The 23759-nt window shown below is 69.1% G+C and carries 13 protein-coding genes and 1 pseudogene; 6 read left to right on the plus strand and 8 right to left on the minus strand.

Features of this window, described 5'->3' with window-relative positions:
- Positions 1-68: 68 nt before the first annotated feature.
- The gene (locus tag AC1RGU_RS07485; RefSeq protein WP_492695749.1) at positions 69-512 is read right to left on the minus strand and encodes an SRPBCC family protein; all 444 of its coding nucleotides are present in this window, start codon (positions 510-512) and stop codon (positions 69-71) included.
- A 56-nt stretch (positions 513-568) separates the two neighbouring features.
- Positions 569-1468 (minus strand): LysR family transcriptional regulator, encoded by a 900-nt coding sequence (locus tag AC1RGU_RS07490; protein WP_095744966.1) that lies wholly within the window; start codon positions 1466-1468, stop codon positions 569-571.
- A 100-nt stretch (positions 1469-1568) separates the two neighbouring features.
- Here AC1RGU_RS07490 and AC1RGU_RS07495 point away from each other — a divergent pair, with 100 nt between their 5' ends.
- Both AC1RGU_RS07495 and AC1RGU_RS07500 read left to right on the plus strand, forming a co-directional pair.
- Entirely contained in the window at positions 1569-2540 is a 972-nt protein-coding gene (locus tag AC1RGU_RS07495; RefSeq protein WP_492695751.1) for a Bug family tripartite tricarboxylate transporter substrate binding protein, read from the plus strand.
- Between the two features lie 4 nt (positions 2541-2544).
- Positions 2545-3774: a CaiB/BaiF CoA transferase family protein gene (locus AC1RGU_RS07500; RefSeq protein WP_492695753.1), complete on the plus strand. Its 1230-nt coding sequence runs from the start codon at positions 2545-2547 to the stop codon at positions 3772-3774.
- Positions 3775-3994: 220 nt separating this feature from the next.
- On the opposite strand, the gene AC1RGU_RS07505 is transcribed toward AC1RGU_RS07500, so the two are convergent.
- Genes AC1RGU_RS07505 through AC1RGU_RS07515 form a run of 3 tightly spaced genes read right to left on the minus strand, consistent with a single transcriptional unit; the run spans position 3995 to position 8442 of the window.
- On the minus strand, positions 3995-6379 hold the full coding sequence (locus tag AC1RGU_RS07505; RefSeq protein WP_492695755.1) for a CHASE2 domain-containing protein: 2385 nt from the start codon (positions 6377-6379) through the stop codon (positions 3995-3997).
- 15 nt (positions 6380-6394) lie between these two features.
- A complete protein-coding gene (locus tag AC1RGU_RS07510) occupies positions 6395-7696 on the minus strand; it encodes a FecR family protein (protein WP_492695757.1) in 1302 nt (433 codons plus the stop codon).
- Positions 7696-8442, minus strand: a complete 747-nt coding sequence (locus AC1RGU_RS07515; RefSeq protein WP_492695759.1) for a response regulator transcription factor — start codon at positions 8440-8442, stop codon at positions 7696-7698. The genes AC1RGU_RS07510 and AC1RGU_RS07515 overlap by 1 nt, the downstream gene beginning before the upstream one ends.
- Before the next feature lie 313 nt (positions 8443-8755).
- On the opposite strand from AC1RGU_RS07515, the pseudogene AC1RGU_RS07520 reads away from it, so the two are divergent.
- From AC1RGU_RS07520 to AC1RGU_RS07535, 4 genes and pseudogenes are all read left to right on the plus strand, one after another.
- Positions 8756-8881: pseudogene (locus AC1RGU_RS07520) on the plus strand (ESPR domain-containing protein); the annotation flags it as partial.
- Between the two features lie 3 nt (positions 8882-8884).
- The gene (locus AC1RGU_RS07525; protein WP_492696447.1) at positions 8885-19717 is read left to right on the plus strand and encodes a hypothetical protein; all 10833 of its coding nucleotides are present in this window, start codon (positions 8885-8887) and stop codon (positions 19715-19717) included.
- 26 nt (positions 19718-19743) lie between these two features.
- On the plus strand, positions 19744-20604 hold the full coding sequence (locus AC1RGU_RS07530; RefSeq protein ID WP_492695761.1) for an OmpA family protein: 861 nt from the start codon (positions 19744-19746) through the stop codon (positions 20602-20604).
- A gap of 2 nt (positions 20605-20606) precedes the next feature.
- Positions 20607-21044, plus strand: coding sequence for a hypothetical protein (locus AC1RGU_RS07535; RefSeq protein WP_095744971.1), 438 nt, complete (start codon positions 20607-20609; stop codon positions 21042-21044).
- Positions 21045-21083: 39 nt separating this feature from the next.
- On the opposite strand, the gene AC1RGU_RS07540 is transcribed toward AC1RGU_RS07535, so the two are convergent.
- The 3 genes from AC1RGU_RS07540 to AC1RGU_RS07550 form a co-directional block, all read right to left on the minus strand.
- A complete protein-coding gene (locus tag AC1RGU_RS07540; protein WP_492695763.1) occupies positions 21084-21878 on the minus strand; it encodes a winged helix-turn-helix domain-containing protein in 795 nt (264 codons plus the stop codon).
- A 3-nt stretch (positions 21879-21881) separates the two neighbouring features.
- Positions 21882-22118 carry a hypothetical protein gene (locus AC1RGU_RS07545; protein WP_062474563.1) on the minus strand — a complete coding sequence of 79 codons (237 nt, stop codon included), beginning with the start codon at positions 22116-22118 and terminating at the stop codon, positions 21882-21884.
- Between the two features lie 732 nt (positions 22119-22850).
- Positions 22851-23672 carry a ferritin-like domain-containing protein gene (locus tag AC1RGU_RS07550; protein ID WP_492695766.1) on the minus strand — a complete coding sequence of 274 codons (822 nt, stop codon included), beginning with the start codon at positions 23670-23672 and terminating at the stop codon, positions 22851-22853.
- Positions 23673-23759 lie beyond the last annotated feature (87 nt).

A 23759-nucleotide genomic window follows, 5' to 3' on the forward strand; every position in this document is an offset into this window, starting at 1 on the left:
GGCCCATGATGCGCCTTCATTCGCCAGCGCGCGGGAATTTGCGGTGCGATGCCAGCGCGCGGCGGCTTTCAGGGGGCGTCGCCGGGCCTCGACGTGGCGTGGCGCTGCTCGGCATAGGCCTTCAGCGAGAGCATGGTCCGGGGCAGTCCATGCCGAACCTGCTTGGCGACGCCCGGCCCGAATAGGAAGGCCAGGGCGCCGGTGAACCACACGCGGTGCACCACGTCCGAGCCGCTGTCTGTTGGGGACACCGTGTGCTTGAAGTGCATGCGGAACAGGGGGATGTAGCCCTGCGCGGTGAACGATTGGCCCTCGGAGCGCTCCGTGACCACCATCGGAACACCCATGCCTTTTTGCGGAACGATCCGGCCCTTGGTGCCCACGGCGAAGGGGCCGTCGAGTCGGGCCTGCTTGGTGTCCGGGTCCCACAGGTGCCATCGGTCGACCTCGCTCCAGATGCGGTCGATGACCCGGGGCGGGACGGCGATGTGGATGCGTTCTTCGATGTGCATGGGAGGCGGGGTTGAAGGGATCGTGGAGCCTAACGCATGCCTTGCGGCTCCAGTCGTCAGCGCTCCTTGCGCAGGATGGCTTCCAGCGCCTCCATCGCTTGCGACGCCGAGGGACTGAGGTAGCCGCCGGCGCGCCGCACGATGCCCACGCGACGGGTCGATCGCCATCCGCCGACGGGGCTGACCGGCACGAACTGCGCCGCGACCGGCGGCTCTTTCAGCACCGAACGCGGCACCGGCATCAAGGCGCCCAGCGAGCGCACCAACGCCAGCTCGCGCTGGGATGAACGCGACGTGCCCACCGGCTCGGGCGGGTCGAGCCGGTGCGCGCGGAAGTTCGCTTCGAACTCGGTGTGCGTAGAGGTGCCGGGCGCCATGACGATCCACCGCGCCTGCGCGAGCTGGTCCCAGCCCACCTCGCGCCGGGTGCGTGCCAGCGGATGGCCGATCGGCGCCATGGGCAGCAGCGGGTCGTCCCGCAGGCCTTCCCATGCCAGCGCGGCCGCCGGTTTCTTGTGCAGGCCGGTCAGGGCGAACTCCAGCTCGCCCATGGCGACGGCACGCGTGAGCGAATCGGAGTTGCCACCCGACAGGTCCACGCGGATCCCGCGCTCGATGAGCGCAGCCACCACCGGCAGCACCCAGCGGTCGGGAATGCCGTCGCCGACACCGCAGCGCAGCACGCCGGCGCGCGCCTGCCGCAGGTCGCGCAGTTCCGCATGCAGGTCGGCGGCGTCCAGGTCGATGCGCTGCGCCCGCTTCAGGAAGGCCTGGCCCAGCTCGGTGGGGCGCATGCCCCGGGCCAGCCGTTCGAACAGCTTGACCTTGGTGGCGCGCTCGAGCCGCGTCACGGCCTTGCTCAGGGTGCCCGGTGAAATGCCGAGACAGGCCGAGGCATGGCTCAGCCCGCCTTCGCGCGCGATCACCACGGCCAGATGGAGGTCGTTCAAGTTCATGGTTTTCCAAAGTGGAAAAGGTCGCCACGGAATGTAGGTTGCTGCGCGCCGGGCGGCAACCTATCGTTCAGCCCGGACACCACCAGGAGACACACCCATCATGCTTCGCAGTTCTTTCTTCCTGGGCGCCCTGTGCGCCTTGTGGGCCCTGGGGACTGCCTCGGCCTGCGCACAGGCGGCCTATCCTTCGCGCCCCATCACGCTGGTGGTTCCGTTCGCCGCGGGCAGCGGCACCGACATCGGTGCGCGCGTGCTGGCCAAGGACCTGACGGACATCCTGAAGACGCCCGTCATCGTCGACAACAAGCAGGGCGCGAACGGCGCGCTGGGAACGGCGGCGGCCGCGCGCGCGAAGCCCGACGGGTACACGCTGCTGATCGGCTCGGCCACGACCAACGCCGTCAATTTCTCGTTCTTCCCGGCCAGGCTCGGCTATGAACCCGGGTCGTTCGAGATGGTGGCGGGCCTGGGCACCAGCCCGATCTCGCTGTACGTCGCGGCCAACGCCAAGTGGCGCAACCTGGCCGACCTGATGGCCTACGGCAAGGTCCATCCGAACGCGCTCAGGTGCGGCAGCGGCAACGCAGTGACGCAGGTGGCCTGCGAGATCTTTCGCAAGTCGGCGGGCATCGACGCCGTCACGGTTCCCTACAAGTCGAACCCGCAATCGCTGGCGGACCTGGCCGGCGGGCACATCGACTTCGCGTTCTCCGACGCGTCGGTGGCCAAGGTCTTCATCGACGGGAACAAGCTGAAGCCGCTGGCCGTGGCCGCCGCGCGGCGCTATCCGGCCACGCCGGACGTCGGCACGTTCCGCGAACAAGGCATTGCCGATTTCGAGATCACCGGATGGACCGCCGTGTTCGTGCCTGCGGGCACGCCCGCGCCCATCGTCGAGACGCTGCATGCGGCCATCCGCAAATCGTCGGCGTCGCCGGAGTCGGTGCAACTGCGCGCCAGCAGCGGAACGCAGCCGCTGGCGTTCAATCTCGAAGAGGGCCGCCGCTTCGCCCGGGAAGAAATCGCCCGCTGGGCGCGTTATGTGAAGAACAGTGGCGTCAAGCCGGAGTGACGCGATGACATCGACCTCCACACCCCTGGCCGGCTTGCGCGTCATCGACTGGACTCATGTGCTGGCCGGCCCCTTCGCCGGCTACCAGCTCGGCCTGCTCGGCGCCGAGGTGATCCGCATCGAGCGCGCCGACGGCGACGACATGATCCGCGCCAAGGGCCTCGATGCCGAACTGACCGCGCTCGGACTGGGCGAGACCTTCGTGACGCAGGGCGCGGGCAAGCGCTCGCTGGCCATCGATGCGCGCGACCCGCGTGCCAAAGAGGCGCTGAGCGAACTGATCGGCAGCGCGGATGTGCTGCTGGAGAACTTCCGGCCCGGCAAGCTGGCGGCGCTCGGCTTCGATCCGCAGCAACTGATCGCGCGCCATCCGCAGCTGGTCGTCTGCTCGATCACCGGCTTCGGCCCTGCATCGGACCGGCGCGCCTACGACCACGTGATCCAGGCCGCGAGCGGGCTGATGGCAGCCAACGCCGACCGCGACGGCAAGCCGCAGCGGGTGGGTTTTCCGCTCGTCGACTACGCCGTGGGCCAGCAGGCGGCGTTGGCGGTGATGAGCGCGCTCTACCGGCGCGACCGGCCGAGCGGCGAGGCGCGCACGCGCGGCGAATGGCTCCAGGTGTCGATGATGGGCGCGGCGCTCACGCTGATGGCGCCCACCTACGCAGGGCCGCTGGTCAGCGGCATGGAGATGCCGCGCAGCGCATCGACCGCGTTTTCAGGCAGCCCCCTGTCGGGCACTTTCGAGGTGGCCGACGGCCAGCTGGCCATCGTCTGCAATGCGGCCGACCAGGCGAGGGGGCTGCTGAACGCGCTGCACGAAACCGGCACGGACGACTCGCTGCTGTCGTCGTTGCACGAAGCCGCCGAGCAGCGCGATGTGCCGCGCGCGCAGGCGCTGCTGGGCCAGGCGCTGGGTGGAAGGAGCACGGCCGAATGGGATGCGCTGCTGACCCGCCACGGGGTGCCCGCCACGCCGGTGGTGCGCCCGGCACAGGCTGCGGCACAGATGGCGCGCGACTGGCCGCACGTGGAGCTGCCGTTGCCGAACGGCGCGCGGCGGGTGCCGGTGCCGGGCATCGGCTTCACGTCCAGCGAGCCGCTGACGCCTTCGCTGAGCGCGCCGGTGCGTCGCGGCGCGGACACACGCCGCCTCCTGGCCGAAGCCGGGCTGGAGGCCTCGGCCATCGCGGCCATGCTCGCCGACGGTGCGGCGAGCGAGCCCTCGGACTGAGCGCCGCGGTGGTCCCGCCGGGGCTGCGGCGCGTCCCGATTCGGCGCCGAAAGTGTGGCGAAAACGCCGAGAAAAATATTTCTCCAGGTTTTTCAGCGTCGCTGCCTGTTTCGCAGGCACCGTGTTGCAGGCCCCGCCAGGCAAGGGTTTCGCGCGCTGCGCACACGGTTTTCCACAACATTGTCCCCATCGGGATTGGAAAACCCGTCACTTCGATGTGCTAGAGGCGCGAACCGGGCAGGGGCAGCCGCAGCCAGACGGTGGTGCCGGCACTGGGCGCGCTGTCCGCGCCCAGGGTGCCGTTGTGTTTCTGGACCACCGCGCGCACGACGGAAAAGCCCAGGCCCATGCGCCGCGTGCCCGTGCCCGTGCCCGTGCCCGTGCCCGTGCCCGTGCCCTTGGTCTCGCCGGGGGCGGCTTCCGGCGCGGTGGGCGCGCGCCGGCCGCGCGGTGCGTGGAGCAGGGCGTCGAGCTGTCCGGGCGTCATGCCCGAGCCCTGGTCGCTGACGGAAATCCGCACGCTGGCCGCGTCCGCGCCGTCGGCGCCGGGTTCGATGGCCATGCCCAATTCCACACGGCGGCCGGACGGGCTGTGGCGGATGGCGTTGTTCAGCAGGTTGACGATCGCGCGGGTCAGCAAGGCCCCGTCGGCGCGCAGGATCGTGTCGCCGGCGGCGTCGTCGATGCGCGCTTCGACGCGCACGCCATGGGACTGCGCGTAGTGCCACACCTGGTCTCTGGCATCGAGCAGCACGGCGCCGACGTGCGTGTCCGCAAAGCGGTAGTCGTCCGATTCGGCGAGCGCGAAGTCCATGAAGCCCTCGGCCATCGCGAGGGTGCGCTCGGCTTCGCGGCCGATGGCCGAACGCATGTCGGCATCGGCCGTGGGATGCATCGACAGGATGCTGAGGATCGTGACCTGCGGGCTGCGCAGGTCGTGCGACAGGAACTGGCGCCACTCGTCGCGCTGGCGCTGCGCTTCGCGCTCGGCCGTGAGCTCGGGCAGCATCACGACCCAGCCCCGGTCTTCGGGCGCGTCGCCGCTGAAGGCTGCGGCCTCCAGGCGGAACACGCGCGCGTCGGGGGTCGCGTACTCGCCGTGCAGCCGGTCGGTCCAGTGGGCGGCGTCCGTGCGGGCCGGCGTGCCGCTGGCGGGCGGCACGGCCAGCGGCGCGATCAGCTCGGGCAGGCGCACGCCGCGCAGCGCGGGCGGTGCCATGCCATCGTCCTCGTGCGATGGCATGGCACCGGCGCCCAGGAGCCGGAAGGCTGCGGCGTTGCCCGACCCGATGCGCCCCTCTTCGTCGCAGATCAGCATGGCCACGGGCATCGCCTGCATGGCCTTGTCCATGAGCTGCTGCATGCGCCGCAGGCGTGCAATGGCGCGGTCGAGCGCCTGCTTGGGATGCTCCGCCGGATCGGCGGGCGCCGGCGAGCGGGCCGGCATGACTTCGAAGGTGCCGCCGGGCAGGGCGTCGAGCACCTGCGCGCGCTTGCGCAGGTAGACGAACTGCGATTCGAGACGGCGCCAGCTCCACAGCAGGTAGAGGATGGCCAGGCCGAGCATCGGCGCCACAGGCGGCAGCCAGTGGTGCCACACCAGCATGGCGATGCCGCTGATCAGCAGGCACGCGCTCGCGAGGCCGGCGGCGATCGGCAGCGCGTGCCGGCCCCGCCGGACCAGCAGCCACAGCGCGAGCCACAGCGGCACCACGGTCCAGGCCGCGTGCCACAGCGGCGGCGACACGCTCACGTTGCGCCCGTGCATCAGGTTGTCGATGGCATTGGCATGCACCTCCACGCCAGGCAGCACGCCACGGATGCCGGCGTTGGGCGTGAGCGTCTGGTCGCCGAGGCCGGGCGCGGTGGCGCCCACGAGCAGCAGCTTGTCGCGCAGCAGCTCGGCGGGCACTTCGCCGCGCAGCACGCTCACGTAGGGCACGGTGCGGTAGCTGCCGCGCGGGCCGGCGAACAGCAGGCGCAACGGGCTCTGGCGCAGCCAGTCGACCGGCGTCGCTTCGGAGTCGACCACGGCCGGCGGGACGCGCTGCGCCATCAGCGCGCCCACGTAGGGCTGCAGCTGGTTCGGATAGCCCTCGAGCAGGTACAGCGTGCGCGCCACGCCGTCGGTGTCGGGCGCGAGGCCGGCATGCCCCACGCCGCGGGCCTGGGCGGCAAAGTCCGGCAGCGGCGGCAGGAAGCCCGGCCATTCGTGGCTCGTGAAGGCCAGGGGGCTCGCATGCAGCAGCGGCAGGTACACGGGCAGCAGGCCCATGGCCCGCGCCAGGTGCGCGTCTTCGCGCGGGTCGGCGCTCGGCTCGGTCAGGAAGAGGTCGAGCAGCACCGCGCGCGGCGCCGCCGGCGCGAGCCGTTCGAGCAGGCGCGCGTGGGTCGCGCGGCTCCAGGGCCAGCGCCCGAGTTCGCGCAGGCTGTGCTCGTCGATGGCGATGATCAGGATGTCGGCCGACGCCCGGTGCGAGGCCAGGATCAGCAGGCGGTCGTGGATGTACGCATCCATCTGCAGCAGGCCCGGGCGGTGCGCCAGGCCGAGCATGGCCAGCGGCAGCAGCAGCGCCATCAGCAGGCGTTCGACGACGAGGCGCATGCGCGTGGCCCCGCTTCAGCGCACCGGGATGTCGAAGCTTCCGCCGAAACCGGTCGCTGCGGACGCCGCACCGTCGGGGGTGGCCTGGCGCGCGCGCCAGTGGTAGCGCCCGCCGAGCGCGAAGGGGCCGACCGTCATGCCGGTGGCATAGACCGCGGGCTCGTTCACCAGCAACACGGCGAAGTCGGGGCTGCGCGCGAGTTCGAAGGTGTAGCGCTGGCCCGCGATGCCCGGCCAGCGGACCTCCACGCGCCCGTCGGGCAGTGCGGTCGACGTGCTCTGGCCGCTCGCGCCGCCTTCGACCGTGGGCAGGTAGACCGTGCCGTCGCCCGGCAGCCCTTCGAGCCGGGCGGCATCGAAGGCCGTGAGGCGCAACTGGTACAGGCCCGACGGCAGTTCCGCCGGCACCGTGAAGGAAGGTCCCGGGCCGCGTTGCTCGTACACCGGCAGCAGGAAGCGCTCGTCGCGCGCCAATTGCAGGCGGTAGGTTTGCGCGCCCGCGACGGGCGTGAAGCGGAACGTGCGATCGTTGCGCGCCGTCGTTTCGGGCACCAGCTGGGGCGCCGGCAGCAGCCCCTGCGCTTGCGACGGGCCGCTCTCCAGCAGCACCGCGCCGCGGCCTTCGCGCAGCACGAGCGGCGGTTCGGACTGTGCGGTGCGCTGCACCACCACTTCACCCGAAATCACTTCGCCGGTCAGCACGCCGTCTTCGTCGCGCACGCGAAAGTGCGTGCCGCGCACGCCCAGGCCCATCGACCGCGCGCGGATCTCGAACTGCTGGTTCGGCTGCTGCTTGTGCACCTGGGATTCGACGCGACCTTCGATGAGCCGCAGCCGCACGGTATTGGCATCGATGGCCAGCACCTCCAGCGCGCTGCGCGAGGGCAGCACGACGCGGCTGCCGCCCGCCACCCCGAGGGTCACGAAGGCATCGGTGCCGGTGATGAGCGTGTCGCCAGCCTGGATCGGCAGGCCGGGCGTGAGAACCTGTTCAGGCACACCCGCGCGCTTGCGCGAGGCCCGGCCTTCGACCGCGGTGACCACCGCCGCGCCCTCGGGCACGAGCCGGCCGTCGGCAAAGTACAGCACCGTGCCCGGTTGCAGCAGGCGGGGCTCGCCCACCTGGTTGCGCTGCTGCACTTCGGGCCAGCGCAGCGGCGTGTCCAGCTGCTGGCCGGAGATGCCCCACAAGGTTTCGCCGGGCTTCACCACGTGCGGCGACTGCGCGCCCGCCGCCGTGGCGACGAGCAGCGCGGCGCAGGCCAGGAGGCGGTGCGAGCGGCGCAGACGGAAAGGGGTTTCGTGCGTCGTCGCCATCAGGAATCCGCCTGCGGTGCGTGTTGCGTGGCCTCGAGCCGGTAGCCGCGGCCGTACACCGTGCGCAGGCTCAGTCCGCTTTCGGCTTCGAGGCCGAGCTTGCTGCGCAGCCGGTAGATGTGGCTGTCCAGCGTGCGCGAAGGCAGTTCTTCGTTGCTGTAGCCGGCGCTTTCGAGCAGATGCGCGCGCGACACCGTGTCGCCCATGTGCTGGAACAGCGTCAGTGCGAGCTTGAATTCGCGGTCGGTGAGGGCATGCCGTTGCGGCGCGGCGTCATCGCCCGGGGCCGGGTGGATCAGGACGCTTTGCGACACCCGCTCGAACTCCCAGCGGCCGAAGCGCTCGCCGTCGGACGGCGCGATCGGCACGCGCCGGGCCATCAGGCGCTGCACGCGGGCGCGCAGTTCGAGCGGTCGGAAGGGTTTGACGATGTAGTCGTCGGCGCCGAGGTTCAGCGCCTGCACCACGTCGTGCTCGGAAGCGCGTGAACTCAGCATGAGCACCGGCACCTTGTCGGTCTGCCACTTGCGCAGCCACTGCAGCAATTCGACGCCGGCGAGGCCGGGCACGTTCCAGTCGAGCACCAGCAGATCGAAGCTTTCGCGCCGCAGTGCCTGTTGCAAGGTCGACCCGTTCGAAAACGTGATGCAGGTCACATTCGTCTCGCCAATTGTTAACAGCTGCTCGAGTGTCCGCACGAGATGCGAGAGCTGGTTCGGGTCGTCTTCAAGGATGGCGATGCGCATGGACTCCAGGGGTGGCGGCGGCAATTTTGACAGTGAATCCACACCCGAAATCTGACGAATTCCGTAGCGTGAACGTTAGCAACATTGTTGGCGATGGTTATGAAGTAGTAAAGAAATTCACAAATGCAGCCTAAAGCTGACTGCAAATCTGACCAAACCTCACGCCGGCCCTTCGGCCCTCGAAGGCCGTCGACATCATCCGCCCCCTGTAGCGCCACCCGGCGCTCCGATCACTCCACATCTCCGGTCATCTCCGCTCGCCATGTCGCGATCCTGCGGAGTAAGGCTGGCTTGCATCCGAGGAACAGGGGAAATGAACAAGTCTTATCGATCCATCTGGAATGAGGCGCTGGGCGCTTGGGTTGCCGCGTCGGAAATTGCTTCGGCTCGAGGCAAGAAGAGCCGCAGCGCGCAACGCCAACTCGCGGCGCTGGGTCTGGGCATGCTCCTGTTGGGCGGGCCGGCGCTCGCGCAGGTCGGGGTCGGCACGCCGTCCCCGGACCCCAGTTCCTGGCTGACCATCGGGCCGGAGCCGGGCGCGGGTGTGCCGAACAAGGGCGTGCTGATGCCGCGTGCCGCCTTGACCGACGCCACGACCTGGGGCCTGGCCGCGCCGACGCCGGTCGAAGGCATGGTGGTCTTCAACACCACGGCAGGCACCTCGGGCAACGGCCTCGGCGTCGGGCTGATGACCTGGAAGAACGGTCGTTGGGTGAATGTCGACGAGACACCGTACCTGCACGTGAACTCGACGGCGGTCGGCAACTCGACCCAGGCCAACTCGGGCGCCATCGGCGTCAACAGCGTGGCGATCGGCCCCGACGCCAAGGCGCTCGCGAACGACACCGTGGCCGTGGGCAACGGCGCCGAGGCGCACAAGCTTGGCGACATCGCCATCGGCCGCGCCGCCATTGCGAGCGGTGGCGACCGCCTGACCGGGCCGACCGAGAACTGGAGTTCCGTGGCGGTCGGCACCTATGCCTCTGCCACCGAGGGCAACTCCGTGGCGCTGGGCGGCTCGGCCAAGGCCGAGGGACGCGGCACCGCCCTGGGTTCGCGCGCTGAAGCCGGCTACGACACCGTCGCGATCGGCACGTTCGCGGGCACGGGCCGCCCCGCCAAGGCCGACCCCAACGATTTCAGCAATTCGCTCAACACCTTCGTCGGCAGCGGCTCGGGCGCGAGCGGCAATGGCGCGCGCAATTCCTACGTCGGCAACCAGGCGGGCCTTGTGGTGCAGGGCGACGAGAACGCCGGCATGGGCTACGGCGCGGGCGGGCTCTCGAGCGGCAACCGCAACGTCGCGGTGGGCCAGCGCGCCGGCCAGTTCGTGACGGGCGACCAGAACATCAACCAGGGCACGATGGCGGGCTTTCAGGCCAAGGGCAGCAACAACATCGCGCTCGGCACCCTGGCGAGCGCCAACCTGGCGCTGGCCGCGCAGGACCCGAACGCCCCGATCTCCCAGGCCGCCGTGCAGGCGGCGAACCTGGCGGCGCAGACCGAGTACATGGGCTTTCTGGCCAAGCGCGGCGTGACCGAGGCCGGCCTGGCCGACGGCACCTACACCCTGGACGCCAGCGGCAACGTCATCGAGGCCAGCAGCGGCAACGTGCTGGTCACCGCCGCCGAGCTGCAGACCTCGGTCACCCAGGCGTTCCAGCGCAACGGCGTGGCCGGCATCGATGCCAGCCGCACGACGGCCATCGGCCACCTGTCGCGCGCCACCGGCGACGACGCCGTGGCGCTGGGCTCGTCGGCGGTCGCCGGCGACAAGGCCGCCGTGGCCATCGGCACGACGAGCAAGGCTTTCGGTGTGTCCAGCGTGGCGGTGGGCGACAGCGCCTTTGCGAAGGGCGAAGCCTCCATTGCCATGGGCAAGGGTGCCCAGGCCAACGGCACGCAGTCGATCAGCATCGGCACGGGCAACGTCGTCAATGGCAACAACAGCGGCGCCATCGGCGATCCGAGCACGATCGACGGCGCCAACAGCTACAGCGTGGGCAACAACAACACGCTGGGCGCTGCGGCGAACAACACCTTCGTGCTGGGCAACAACGTCAACGTCAACGTGGCCAACGCGACTGCGCTGGGCGACTCGACCAGCGTGACGGTGGCTGACGGCGCTGCGCTGGGCAGCAAGTCGGTGGCGAGCACGGACAAGGGCGTGGCGGGCTTCGACCCGGCCACGGGCAAGGCCTCGACGGACACCTCGGCCACGTGGAAGAGCACGTTGGGCGCGGTGAGCGTGGGCGGCAATGGGCAGACGCGGCAGATCACGAACGTGGCGGCGGGTGCGGTCGATACCGACGCGGTGAACGTCTCGCAGCTCAAGGCCGCGCAGACGCACTACTACAGCGTGAACGACAACGGCACGCAGGGCGGCAACTACGACAACAAGGGCGCCACGGGCCTCAACGCCATCGCCTCGGGCGTCGATGCCAAGGCCGGCGGGGACCATGCGACCGCCATGGGTCATGGCGCGACGGCCGGCGGCCACTATGCGATCGCGCAGGGCTACCAGGCCAACGCGGCCGGCGCGAACGGCGTGGCGATCGGAACCCAGGCCTCTGCCGCCAAGGGCGGCACCGTGGCGATCGGCGCCAGCGCAGGCAAGGATTCGACCGTGCTGACGGGGACCTTCATCGGCGCCGGTGCCGGCAACAAGAGCGCGGGCGCGGACATCACCGCCATCGGCAACAACGCAGGGCAGGCGGCGTCGGGCAACAGCAACACCTTCATCGGGGCAACGGCCGGCAGCTCGTCGGAGGGCGACCTGAACAGCTTCATCGGCGCGGGGGCGGGCATCTTCTCCAAGGGCACCGCCAACTCGGCCTTCGGCAACCTGGCGGGCGCAAACACCGAGGGCGACAGCAATGCCGCATGGGGCTTCGCCGCGGGCGCGTTCGTGAAGGGCGACGGCAACATCGGCATGGGCACTTCGGCGGGCGCCAGCGTCGTGGGTTCGGGCAATGCCGCGATCGGACAGGGGGCGGGGCTTGGCACCCAGGGTGATGCGAATCTGGCCATCGGTGCGGGGGCGGGCTCGATCGCCAAGGGCAACAGCAACGTGGCGCTGGGCCAGAACGCCGGTCTTGCCGCCGACGGCAACGAAAACATCGCGCTCGGCCAGACGGCAGGGGCCCTGGTGAGCGGCAACCGCAACCTGGCGATCGGCTCGGCCGCGGGCCTTGCCGGCGATGTGGCCTCCGGGAACATCACGCCGACGACGGCGAGCGACACGATCGCCCTGGGCACCCAGTCATTTGCCAATGCCGAGCGCGCCATCGCGATCGGCACGGGCGCCCAGGCGCTGGGCACGCAGTCGATCAGCATCGGCACGGGCAACGTCGTCAACGGCAACAACAGCGGCGCCATCGGCGACCCGACCGTGATCGACGGCACCAACAGCTACAGCGTGGGCAACAACAACACGCTGGGCGCTGCGGCGAACAACACCTTCGTGCTGGGCAACAACGTCAAGGTCAACGTGGCCAATGCCACGGCACTGGGCGATTCGACCAGCGTGACGGTGGCCGACGGCGTGGCACTGGGCAGCAAGTCGGTGGCGAGCACGGACAAGGGCGTGGCGGGCTTCGACCCGGCCACGGGCCTGGCCTCGACGGACACCTCGGCCACGTGGAAGAGCACGCTGGGCGCGGTGAGCGTCGGCGGCAACGGGCAGACGCGCCAGATCACGAACGTGGCGGCGGGCACGCAAGCCACCGATGCGGTGAACGTGGCGCAGCTGAAAGCGGGCCAGACGCACTACTACAGCGTGAACGACAACGGCGTGCAGGGCGGCAACTACGCCAACGACGGCGCCACCGGCATCAACGCACTGGCGGCGGGCGTGGGCGCGCAGGCGAACGGCGAGCGCAGCGTGTCCATCGGCTATCTGGCCGGCGTGGGCGCCAGCGCCGGCCTGGCCGGCCAGAACAACGTGGGCATCGGCACCGAAGCGGGTGGCGGTGTCGTGGGGTCCAGCAACACCGCGGTGGGGTCCGCTGCGGGCAAGGACGTGGCGGGCAGCTCGAACGCTGCGTTCGGCATTGCGGCGGGGCAGAGTGTCCAGGGCGACTACAACCTGGCGATGGGTGCTTACAGCGGCATGGGGACCAAGGGCACCTACAACACTGCGGTTGGCGGCAGTGCGGGTCAGTCCGTGACCGGCAACGACAACATCGCCATGGGCGACTTGTCGGGGGCCTCCGTCGTCGGCGATGCGAACATCGGCATCGGTGCCCTGGCTGGTGCTGGAACAACAGGCAGCAGCAACATCGCCATCGGCAGCCTGGCAGGCATCGTCGACACCGCGACGTTTGCCGGCATCACTGCCAACAACACAGTGAGCATCGGCAACAGCGCCGTGGCCAGCAAGGACGACGGCGTTGCCGTCGGCCATGGCGCGCAGGCTGCCGCCGTCAACAGCGTGGCGCTGGGCGCGGATTCGAAGGCGACGCAGGACGCGGCCGCACTGGCACTCAAGAACGCCTATGTGCCGGCAGGCGCGACGGCCGTGGCCGGCACCGCGCCGGTGGGCGAGGTGTCGGTGGGCAGCGCGGGCAAGGAGCGGCGCATCACCAACGTGGCCGCCGGATCGGACGACACCGACGCAGTGAACGTGAGCCAGCTCAAGGGCGCGCAGACGCACTACTACAGCGTGAACGACAACGGCACGCAGGGCGGCAACTACGACAACAAGGGCGCGACCGGCATCAATGCGATCGCGGCAGGCGTGGATGCCGTGGCCGCGGGCGTGGGCACCGTGGCGGTCGGCAACTTGGCCGGCTCGGGCAGCACGGCGGCTGGCAATTCGCACAACACCTTCGTCGGGTACGCCGCGGGCCGGCAGGTGGCGGGAGCGGACAACACGGCCGTCGGCAACAGCGCCGGTGTGTCGGTGACGGGCGGGAACAACACCGCGCTCGGGTTGAGCGCGGGCGCCCGCGTCACCGGTGACTCCAACATCGGCATCGGCGTGAATGGCGGGGCGGTCACGACCGGTTTCTCCAACGTGGGCATCGGAAGTTCCGCGGGGCAGGGCACCAACGGCGCCTTCAACGTGGCGCTGGGCGGTCTTTCCGGCGGCGGGGTCCAGGGCAGCGCCAACGTCGCGATCGGCTTGAACGCGGGCGAGAACATCAGCGCCAGCAACACCGTTGCCATCGGCACCCGTGCCAAGGCCACAGGCGACAGCGGCGTCAGCATCGGCACCGATGCCAGCGCCACCTACGCGAACGCGGTGGCGCTGGGTGCGAACAGCACGACGGCCACGGACCTGGCGACGCTGAATGCGAACGCGGCCTATGTGCCGACGGGCGCGACGTCGGTCGCCGGCGCGACGCCGGTGGGCGAAGTGTCGGTGGGCGGCGTGGGCACCGAGCGGCGCATCACCAATGTGGCGGCCGGCGCGGTCGATACAGATGCGGTGAACGTGAGCCAGCTCAAGGCCGTCGATGCGACCGCCAACGCGGGTTGGAACGTGGCGGCCAACGGCGAAGCCACGGGGGGCAACGTCGCACCGGGCGCCAAGGTCGACTTCAGCAACTCGGACAGCAACATCGCGATCACGCGCACCGGCACGGATCTCGACTTCAAGCTGGCTGACGATGTGAAGGTCAACAACAGCGTGACGGTGGGCCAGAGCGTGCTCAACACGACGGGCCTGACGGTGAACGATGGCGCGACGACCACAGCCGTTGCGGCCAGCGGCGTGACCAGCGGAACGGTCAACCTGAGTGGCGTGACGAACGACATCCAGGGGCTGAGCAACAAGACGCTGACTGATCCGAGCTTTGCGACGGTGGGGCGTGCGGCCACTGAAGAGCAGCTCAAGATCGTCAATGACACGGCCAGCGCAGGTTGGAACGTGGCGGCCAACGGCGAGGCCACGGGCGGCAATGTCGCGCCTGGCGGCAAGGTGGACTTCAGCAACTCCGACAGCAACGTCACGATCACCCGCAGCGGTACGAACCTTGACTTCAAGCTCGCTGACGACGTGAAGGTCAACAACAGCGTGACGGTGGGGCAGAGCGTGCTCAACACCACGGGCCTGACGGTGAACAACGGCACGACCACCACCGCAGTCGCGGCAGGTGGCGTGACCAGTGGCTCGGTCAATCTGAGCGGCGTGACCAACGACATCCAGGGGCTGAGCAACAAGACGCTGACCGATCCAAGCTTTGCGACGGTGGGCCGTGGGGCTACGGAAGAACAGCTCAAGATCGTCAACGACACGGCCAGCGCAGGCTGGAACGTGGCAGCGAACGGTGAGGCCACGGGCGGCAATGTGGCGCCTGGCGGCAAGGTCGACTTCAGCAACTCTGACAGCAACATCGCGATCACCCGCACGGGCACGAATCTCGATTTCAAGCTGGCGGATGACGTGAAGGTCAACAACAGCGTGACCGTGGGCCAGAGCGTGCTGAACACCACCGGTCTGACTGTGAACAACGGCACGACGACCACCGCCGTTGCAGCCGGCGGCGTGACCAGCGGGACGGTCAATCTGAGCGGCGTGACGAACGACATTCAGGGCCTGAGCAACAAGACGCTGACCGACCCGAGCTTTGCGACCGTGGGCCGTGGGGCCACGGAAGAACAGCTCAAGATCGTCAACGACACGGCCAGCGCAGGCTGGAACGTGGCGGCGAACGGCGAAGCCACGGGAGGCAACGTCGCACCGGGCGGCAAGGTCGACTTCAGCAATTCGGACAGCAACGTCACGATCACGCGAAGCGGTACGAACCTCGACTTCAAACTGGCCGACGACGTCAAGGTCAACAACAGCGTCACGGTGGGCCAGAGCGTGCTGAACACGACGGGCCTGACGGTGAACGACGGCGCGGGCAACGTCACGACGACGTCGGCGACGGGCACCACCGTGACCAACGGCACGACCACGACGGCGATGGCTGCCGGCGGCGTGACCAGTGGAACGGTCAGCCTGAGTGGCGTGACGAACGACATCCAGGGCTTGAGCAACAAGACGTTGACCGACCCGAGCTTCGCGACGGTAGGCCGTGCAGCGACTGAAGAGCAGCTCAAGATCGTCAATGACACGGCCAGCGCAGGCTGGAACGTGGCGGCGAACGGCGAAGCCACGGGCGGCAACGTCGCACCGGGCAGCAAGGTCGACTTCAGCAACTCCGACAGCAACATCGCGATCACCCGCACGGGCACGAACCTCGACTTCAAGCTCGCTGACGATGTGAAGGTCAACAACAGCGTGACAGTGGGGCAGAGCGTGCTCAACACCACGGGTCTGACGATCAACAACGGCACCACGACCACGGCCGTTGCGGCCGGCGGCGTGACCAGTGGAACCGTCAACCTGAGCGGTGTCACCAACGACATTCAGGGCCTCAGCAACACGACGTTGACCGACCCGAGCTTTGCGACCGTGGGACGTGCGGCCACTGAAGAGCAACTGAAGAAGGTCAACGACACCGCCGGCGCAGGCTGGAATGTCGCAGCCAACGGCGAAGCCACGGGTGGCAACGTTGCACCGGGCGCCAAGGTCGACTTCAGCAATTCGGACAGCAACATCGCCATCACGCGAAGCGGTACGAACCTAGACTTCAAGCTGGCCGATGACGTCAAGGTCAACAACAGCGTGACCGTAGGCCAAAGCGTGCTCAACACCACGGGCCTGACGGTCAACAACGGCACCACGACCACTGCGGTGGCCGCAGGCGGCGTGACCAGCGGCAGCGTGAACCTCAGCGGTGTCACCAACGACATCAAGGGCCTGAGCAATACGACATTGACCGATCCGAGCTTCGCGACGGTGGGGCGTGCAGCTACCGAAGAGCAGCTGAAGAAGGTCAACGACACCGCCAGCGCAGGCTGGAATGTCGCGGCCAACGGCGAAGCCACCGGCGGCAACGTTGCGCCGGGCGCCAAGGTCGACTTCAGCAACTCGGACAGCAACATCGCGATCACCCGCACGGGCACGAACCTCGACTTCAAGCTGGCTGACGATGTGAAGGTCAACAACAGCGTGACCGTGGGCCAGAGCGTTCTCAACACCACGGGTCTGACGGTCAACAACGGCACGACCACCACCGCGGTCGCGGCAGGCGGCGTGACCAGCGGGACGGTCAACCTGAGTGGCGTGACCAACGATATCCAGGGTCTGAGCAACAAGACGCTGACCGACCCGAGCTTCGCGACGGTGGGCCGTGGGGCCACTGAGGAACAGCTCAAGATCGTCAACGACACCGCCAGCGCAGGCTGGAATGTCGCAGCCAACGGCGAAGCCACGGGCGGCAACGTCGCACCGGGTGGCAAGGTCGACTTCAGCAACTCCGACAGCAACGTCAGGATCACCCGCAGCGGTACGAACCTCGACTTCAAGCTGGCGGATGACGTGAAGGTCAACAACAGCGTGACCGTGGGCCAGAGCGTGCTCAACACCACGGGCCTGACCGTGAACGACGGCACGACCACCACGGCCGTCGCGGCGGGGGGCGTCACCAGCGGCACCGTCAAGCTCAGCGGCGTCAGCAATGACATCCAGGGCCTGAGCAACAAGACGCTGACCGACCCGAGCTTCGCGACTGTGGGCCGTGCTGCGACGGAAGAGCAACTGAAGCAGGTCAACGACACCGCCAGCGCAGGCTGGAATGTCGCAGCCAATGGCGAAGCCACCGGCGGCAACGTCGCGCCGGGCGGCAAGGTCGACTTCGGCAACTCGGACAGCAACATCGCGATCACCCGCACCGGCACGAACCTCGACTTCAAGCTGGCTGACGATGTGAAGGTCAACAACAGCGTGACCGTGGGACAGAGCGTGCTCAACACCACGGGCCTGACGGTCAACAACGGCACGACCACCACCGCAGTCGCAGCCGGCGGCGTCACCAGCGGCACCGTCAAGCTCAGCGGCGTCAGCAACGACATCCAGGGCCTGAGCAACAAGACGCTGACCGACCCGAGCTTCGCGACCGTGGGCCGCGCAGCGACCGAAGAGCAGCTCAAGCTGGTCGACGCCACGGCCAGCAAGGGCTGGAACCTGAGCGCGAACGGCGAGGCGACGCCGCAGAACATCGCACCGGGCGGTACGGCCAACTTCGCCAACGGAGACAACATGGTGGTCACGCGCAACGGCAACACGCTGACCGTGGCCACGGCCAAGGACGTGAAGTTCGACAGCGTGACCACCGGCGACACGGTGATGAACAACGCCGGTGTGACCGTCGGCCCGAACGTCACCCTCGGCGCCACCGGCCTGACCATCGTCGGCGGTCCGAGCGTGACCACGGCGGGCGTCGACGCGGGCGGCAAGGTGATCACCAACGTGGCGCCCGGCGTGGCCGGCACCGACGCGGTGAACGTCAGCCAGCTCAAGGACACGGTCGCCGAGAGCAAGACCAAGTACTACAGCGTCAACTCGACCGGCGGCGGCAACGAGAACAACGACGGTGCCACGGGCGCCGACGCGATCGCCGCGGGCAAGGACGCGCAGGCGACGGCCGTCAACGCGGTGGCGATGGGCACGGCGGCGCAGGCCGCGGGCGTCAGCGCCACGTCGATCGGCAATGCCGCCTGGGCGATGGGCGACCGCAGCACGGCGGTGGGCTACTTCTCGACCGCGGACGGCATCGACAGCGCGGCCTTCGGCGCCTGGGCACGGGCTGCGGGCAACGGCAGCGTGGCCGCGGGCGCGGCCTCGAACGCCTCGGGCGTGGCGAGCGTCGCGATGGGCGCGGCGAGCGCCGCTGTCGGCGATGTGAGCGTGGCAGTGGGCGCAGGCAGCACGGCCACCGCGACCGGTGGTGCGGCACTGGGCGCAGGCTCGGTGGCAGACCGCGCAGCGGGCGTGAAGGGCTATGTGCCGCCGGAGGCGACCGCGGCACAAGCGGATGCCATCGCGGCCACCACCAGCACGACGGGTGCGGTGGGCGTGGGCGACGCGGCCAACGGCGTGTTCCGCCAGATCACCGGCGTGGCGGCCGGCAGTGCGCCGAGCGACGCCGTGAACGTGGCGCAGCTGCAGGCGGTGGCCAGCCAGGCCGCGGCGGCGGGCAGCAAGTGGATCACCGGTTCGCCGACGACCTACGTGGCGCCCACGTCCACGGGCACCGACAGCACGGCGGTGGGCTCGGGCGCGGCCGTCAAGGCCGACCAGGGCGTGGCTATCGGCACGGGCGCCGTGGTCACCACGAAGAACAGCGTGGCGCTGGGCAACGACTCGACCACGGCGGAGGCCAAGCCCACCGAGAGCGTCACGCTCCAGGGCACGACCTACCAGTTCGCCGGCACCAAGCCGGTGGGCGTGGTCAGCGTCGGCTCGGAGGGCAACGAGCGCCAGGTCACCAACGTCGCGGCCGGCGAGATCAGCGCCACCAGCACCGATGCGGTGAACGGCAGCCAGCTGTACGCGACCAACCAGGCGATCAACAACATGACCACGGGTGGTGGCGGTATCAAGTACTTCCACGCGAACTCGAAGGCCGCCGACTCGAACGCCGCCGGCGCCGAGAGCGTGGCCATCGGGCCGAACGCGGTCGCGCTGGGCAACAACGCCATCGCCACCGGCAACAACGCGCAGGCCAAGGCGGCCGGCAGCATCGCGCTGGGTGCCAACAGCACGGCCAGCACCGCCAACAGCGTGGCACTGGGCGACGGCGCGGTGGCCAACCGCGCCGGCATGAACGGGCAGCGCGAGATGTTCTCGAACACCGTGGTGCAGTCGGCGCAGGGCGCGGTGTCGGTCGGTTCGGCCGGCAACGAACGCCAGATCACCAACGTGGCCGGCGGCACGCAGGCCACCGACGCGGTGAACGTGCGCCAGCTGCAGGCCGTGCAGCAAAGCGCGGTGCGCTACGACACGAACGTGGACGGCAGCGTCAACTACAACAGCGTGACCATGGGCAACGGGGCCTCCACCGGCCCGGTCACGGTGCAGAACGTGGCGCCGGGCGTGGCACCCACCGACGCGGTCAACGTGCAGCAGCTGAACCAGGCCGGCGCCGCCGGCATGGCCTACACCGACGCGCGCACCAACGCGCTGGGCAACGAGCTGCGCAACACCGCCAAGAACGCCTATGCCGGCGTGGCCGCCGCCATGGCGGTGCAGATGCCGGGCACCTCGGTGCCGGGCAAGACGGTGATGCGCGTGGGCTACGGCACGTTCAAGGGCGAGAGCGCGGTGGGCATCAGCTTCCGCCGCACGGCCGAGAACAACGGCTGGAGTGTGACCGGCGGCGTGGGCATGAGCCGCGCCGGGGCCGCGGCCACGGTCGGTGCCGAGTGGGTCTTCAATTGAAGCGAGAGAACAAAAGAATGAACAAGATGAACCGAACCCTGTCCGCCGTCGCACTGGCGGCCTTGCTTGCGGCCCTGCAGGGCTGCGCCTCGCCCGGCGCCGCCATCGACAAGGACGCGCAGGCGCGCGCCGCGGCCGAGAAGCCCGCGACGCCCAGGCCCGAGGAGTTTCCGGCGCTGGACAGCGCCAAGTGGAAGCAGGGCGCCTTCCCGGGCACCGAGAAGTTCCAGCGCGTGCGCCCCGGCATGGGCAAGGACCAGCTGCGCGAGCTGCTGGGCTGGCCGCACTTCAGCGAAGGCCTGTGGGGCGTGCGCGAGTGGAACTACATCTTCCACTTCTACACGGGCAAGGGCAGCGAGCACGTCACCTGCCAGTACATGGTGCGTTTCAACGGCAGCGAACTCATGACCGGCGGCTGGTGGAAGAACCCCGACTGCGCCTTGCTCGCGCAGCCGCCGGCGGCCACGCCGATTCCGGCCAGCACCAAGCTGGCGCCGCCGCAGAAGGTCACGCTCAATGCCGACGGCCTGTTCCGCTTCGACGGTGCCTCGCTCACCGACCTGCAGCCCGCCGGGCGCACGCGGCTGGAGCACCTGGCCGTCGAGCTGCGCAACAACTTCCGCTCGCTGCACTACATCGTGGTGACCGGCCACACCGACCGGCTGGGCGGCGACGCCTACAACGAGGCGCTGTCGCTGGAGCGCGCCAACACCGTGCGCGACTTGCTGGTGCAGCAGGGGCTGGACCGCAAGCTGATCCGCACCGCGGGCATGGGCAAGCGCCAGCCGGTGGTGTCCGACTGCGAAGGCAGCCGCAGCACGCCGGCGCTGCTGCAGTGCCTGCAGCCCAACCGGCGCGTCGAGCTCGACATCGCAGGGGAGCAGTGACGATGAACGCGCCTGCTCCCTCGGGGTACCGGATCGCGCTGGTCGATTCCGACGCCTTGCAGCGCGCCTGCACCGGCAACTCGCTGACGGCGCTGGGGGCCGACTTCATTCCCTTCGTGCGCATCGCCGACCTGATCCAGGCGCTGGAGGTGGGCCAGCGCTTCGACGGGGTCATCGTGGGGCTGCACGCCGACGCGCAGAAGACGGTGGCGCGCGTGCCCGCCATGCACCAGGCGGCCGACTGGATGCTGCCGCTGCTGTACCTCACGCACCGCTCGGAGCTGGAGAGCGTGGAGTCGGTGCCCGTCGCGGTGCGCGCGCAGCGTTCCTTCGAGCTGCTGCTGACGCCCGTGTCGAACGAGGACCTGGGCGCCTGGCTGGCGTCGCTGGACGGCCGGCTGAAGCCGGCGCGTCTGATTCGCGTGGGGGCGGACGCCTGACGCGCGCCCGGGGCCCGGCCCGCTGCGGGGCCGGGCCTGTCAGTAATTCACGGCAAGGGCGGCATGGCGTGGCCGGCCTCTTCGCGTGAACTCCCTCTCCTTGACGGGTTCGCGCCCGGGCAGCACCGACACCAGCCGGTAGCCCTGCTTGTAGACCGCGCGCAGCTCGTAGCCGTTCGCGGCGCACAGGTCCAGGCGCTTGCGGATGTTGGCCGCGCACACGTCGAGCACGCGCGTGCCTTCATACGGCGTGGTCTTGTCCCAGATCGACTGCCACAGCCACTCGCGCGTGATCACCTGCCCGGCGTTGCGGAACAGCGTGACGGCAAAGGCGTACTGGCGCGGCTGCAGGCGGATGCGCCGCTCGTGCAGCAGCACCGTGTGGGCCATGTCGAGAAAGCGGTAGGGGCCCCAGCTCGCCGCGCCGAGGCTGGCGGTCTGCGCGGCCTGCCGGGCGCGCAGCAGCAGGGTGCGCATGCGCCAGGCCAGTTCGTTGATGGCGTCGTCGATGCCGGCGCCGTGCAGCTCGATGAAGTCGTCCCAGCCCGGCGCGTCGCGCCAGGGCATGAGCTGCTCCCAGCGCCTGTCGCGCACGATGAGCAGCGTCGGGATGTTCAATGCCCTGCAGGCGGCGAAGAGGCTGCGCGAAGCCAGCTCGTTCTCGACCACCAGGAGCAGCAGGTCGATCGGCTGGCCGCTGTCCAGCAACGCAAAGAAGTCGCCCGCACTCGAGAACCGCAGGGTGTCGTAGCCCAGGCGGGGCAGGCTGTGCAGCAGCTGGGGTCCGGTGGTGCCTTGCGGGTCGAGCAGGGCCACGCGCGTGGTCACCGGCATGGCTCAGGACGCCTTCTTGCCGTCCCGGACCGCCAGCACCACGATGCCCACGGCGCACGCCGCGAACAGGAGGCCCGTCGGCACGGCGCCCAGGGTGCCCATCAGCCAGCCGTACAGGTCGGTCAGCATGGCGATGAGCCGGTTGCCGCGGGTCTGGCGGCTCAGGTCGTTGGCGATGAATGCGTTGAACGACAGCACTGAGAAAACCAGCGCCACAAAGCCAGCCACGATCCACTTCACGATGTTTTGCTCCCTTGGGTCCCCGGCGCGGCGCAGGCTAGCCGCCCGGGTCGTTCGATGCTAGCGGGGGCTTCGGGGTGGGAGTCTGATGAATTCTTTCAGCGCCGTTCGGGGCGGCGGCGGGCGGGGCTCGGTGGGGAAAACGGCCGTGAAAAATATTTTTCCGGGTTTTTTACCTTCGCTGCCTCTTTCGCAGGCACCGCGTTGCAGGCCCCGCCAGGCAAGGGTTTCGCGCGCTGCGCACACGGTTTTCCACAACATTGTCCCCACCGGATTGGGAAAACCCGTCATGGCGATGTGGTAGGGCGACGGGCGGCCCGGCGGCGGGCAAAAAAATACCCGCCGGAGCGGGTATCTCGAGGGGCCCCCGAAGGGGCGCGCTCTAAGGCAAACAGAGAGCTCTTCTTTTGCGGCCCTGTTGCGTGACAGCAAGTGCATCCTCGGCGAGGACGCGCGCCCAGCATGTCAGCTGAAAAATGTCGTAACCGTAGGACAAGTTAAAAAGTGTGAAGAATTTGGCACTTTTTCGAGCTTCGGGGGATACCCTCGGTCCGAACGATCGTGCAGAACTGTCGGTGTTGTCCGACAAGCCGGGGGCGGCCCGGGCCCTAAATTTTGCGGACTCGCTTCAAGTGCGGGTTCTCTGTGCGTGACAGCAATCCAGAGATTCAGCCCAGCATCGTGCTGGGTTTTTTTTGCGCGTTTCCTGGCGTTTTCTGGGGTTTTGGCCCGTCAGCGCAGGAAGACATGCTCCATGAACTGCCGGATCGGGTACTGGATCACCGTCTGCACCCGGGCCGGCAGCTCCAGCGGGCGCATCAGCATCTTGAGCGTGGCGGCGGGGCTCAGGTGGGTGCGGATGGTACGGTTCATGTGCGCGCTCAGCTGCTGCACGTAGGCCGCGTCGCCGGCGCGGTGCGGGGCGCGGGCCTGCAGCACGTGGCGGACGGCGCAGTCGGCGTCCTCGCTTTTCAGCTCCAGCGTGCGCCGGCCGATGGTGCCCATCACGCGGAAACGGTTCAGCCGCTCCTGCGCGCGGTAGCGGCGAAAGAACCGGTAGAAGTGCTTGTAGTGGTTGACCTCGTCGGTCGCGATGCGGGTGGCCAGGTCGCGCAACACCGGCTCGGTGGTGCTTCGGGCCATGGCGCGGTAGTAGGTGGCGGTGCCGGTCTCGACCACGCAGCGGGCGGTCATTTCCAGGGCGCGGGTCGGGGCCAGCAGCTCGACCTTGCAGTAGGTGGCGTACTCGTCGAGGAAGCCGCGGTAGGCGCTTTCCCAGGGAAATTCGGGCCAGACGTGGTCCACGTAGGCGCGCAGGGCCCGGCCGTGCTGCAGCTCTTCCTGCTCCCAGTGGGTCGACAGCCACTCGGTGACCTCGTCGTCACCCCGGAAGAAATCGACCAGGTTCTGCGTGTACAGGTCGGAGCCGCTCTCGATGAAGGAGGCCGACGCCACCAGGTAGAAGAGGTTTTCGTCCGTGCGCACCTGCTCGCGTGCGATGCGGGAGAAATCGAGGTCTTCGATCTTCCAGTGTTCCGACGCCTGACCCGCCATGCGTGCTCCTTGATTCATGGTTGCCGATGAAAACAGGGAAGAAACAGGCTGCAGCCGGGGAGGGCGCGCACCGCTTCAGCCGTCCAT

This window comes from Variovorax sp. GW823-FHT02B07 (assembly GCF_058797695.1).

What these genes read in the sequence shown, in the direction of transcription:
- AC1RGU_RS07510 (WP_492695757.1), bottom strand. Translation starts at nt 7,696, where the DNA reads ATGGCGACGACGCACGAAACCCCTTTCCGTCTGCGCCGCTCGCACCGC.
- AC1RGU_RS07540 (WP_492695763.1), bottom strand. Translation starts at nt 21,878, where the DNA reads ATGCCGGTGACCACGCGCGTGGCCCTGCTCGACCCGCAAGGCACCACC.
- AC1RGU_RS07525 (WP_492696447.1), top strand. Translation starts at nt 8,885, where the DNA reads ATGCTCCTGTTGGGCGGGCCGGCGCTCGCGCAGGTCGGGGTCGGCACG.
- AC1RGU_RS07515 (WP_492695759.1), bottom strand. Translation starts at nt 8,442, where the DNA reads ATGCGCATCGCCATCCTTGAAGACGACCCGAACCAGCTCTCGCATCTC.
- AC1RGU_RS07550 (WP_492695766.1), bottom strand. Translation starts at nt 23,672, where the DNA reads ATGGCGGGTCAGGCGTCGGAACACTGGAAGATCGAAGACCTCGATTTC.
- AC1RGU_RS07500 (WP_492695753.1), top strand. Translation starts at nt 2,545, where the DNA reads ATGACATCGACCTCCACACCCCTGGCCGGCTTGCGCGTCATCGACTGG.
- AC1RGU_RS07535 (WP_095744971.1), top strand. Translation starts at nt 20,607, where the DNA reads ATGAACGCGCCTGCTCCCTCGGGGTACCGGATCGCGCTGGTCGATTCC.
- AC1RGU_RS07505 (WP_492695755.1), bottom strand. Translation starts at nt 6,379, where the DNA reads ATGCGCCTCGTCGTCGAACGCCTGCTGATGGCGCTGCTGCTGCCGCTG.
- AC1RGU_RS07485 (WP_492695749.1), bottom strand. Translation starts at nt 512, where the DNA reads ATGCACATCGAAGAACGCATCCACATCGCCGTCCCGCCCCGGGTCATC.
- AC1RGU_RS07530 (WP_492695761.1), top strand. Translation starts at nt 19,744, where the DNA reads ATGAACCGAACCCTGTCCGCCGTCGCACTGGCGGCCTTGCTTGCGGCC.
- AC1RGU_RS07490 (WP_095744966.1), bottom strand. Translation starts at nt 1,468, where the DNA reads ATGAACTTGAACGACCTCCATCTGGCCGTGGTGATCGCGCGCGAAGGC.
- AC1RGU_RS07495 (WP_492695751.1), top strand. Translation starts at nt 1,569, where the DNA reads ATGCTTCGCAGTTCTTTCTTCCTGGGCGCCCTGTGCGCCTTGTGGGCC.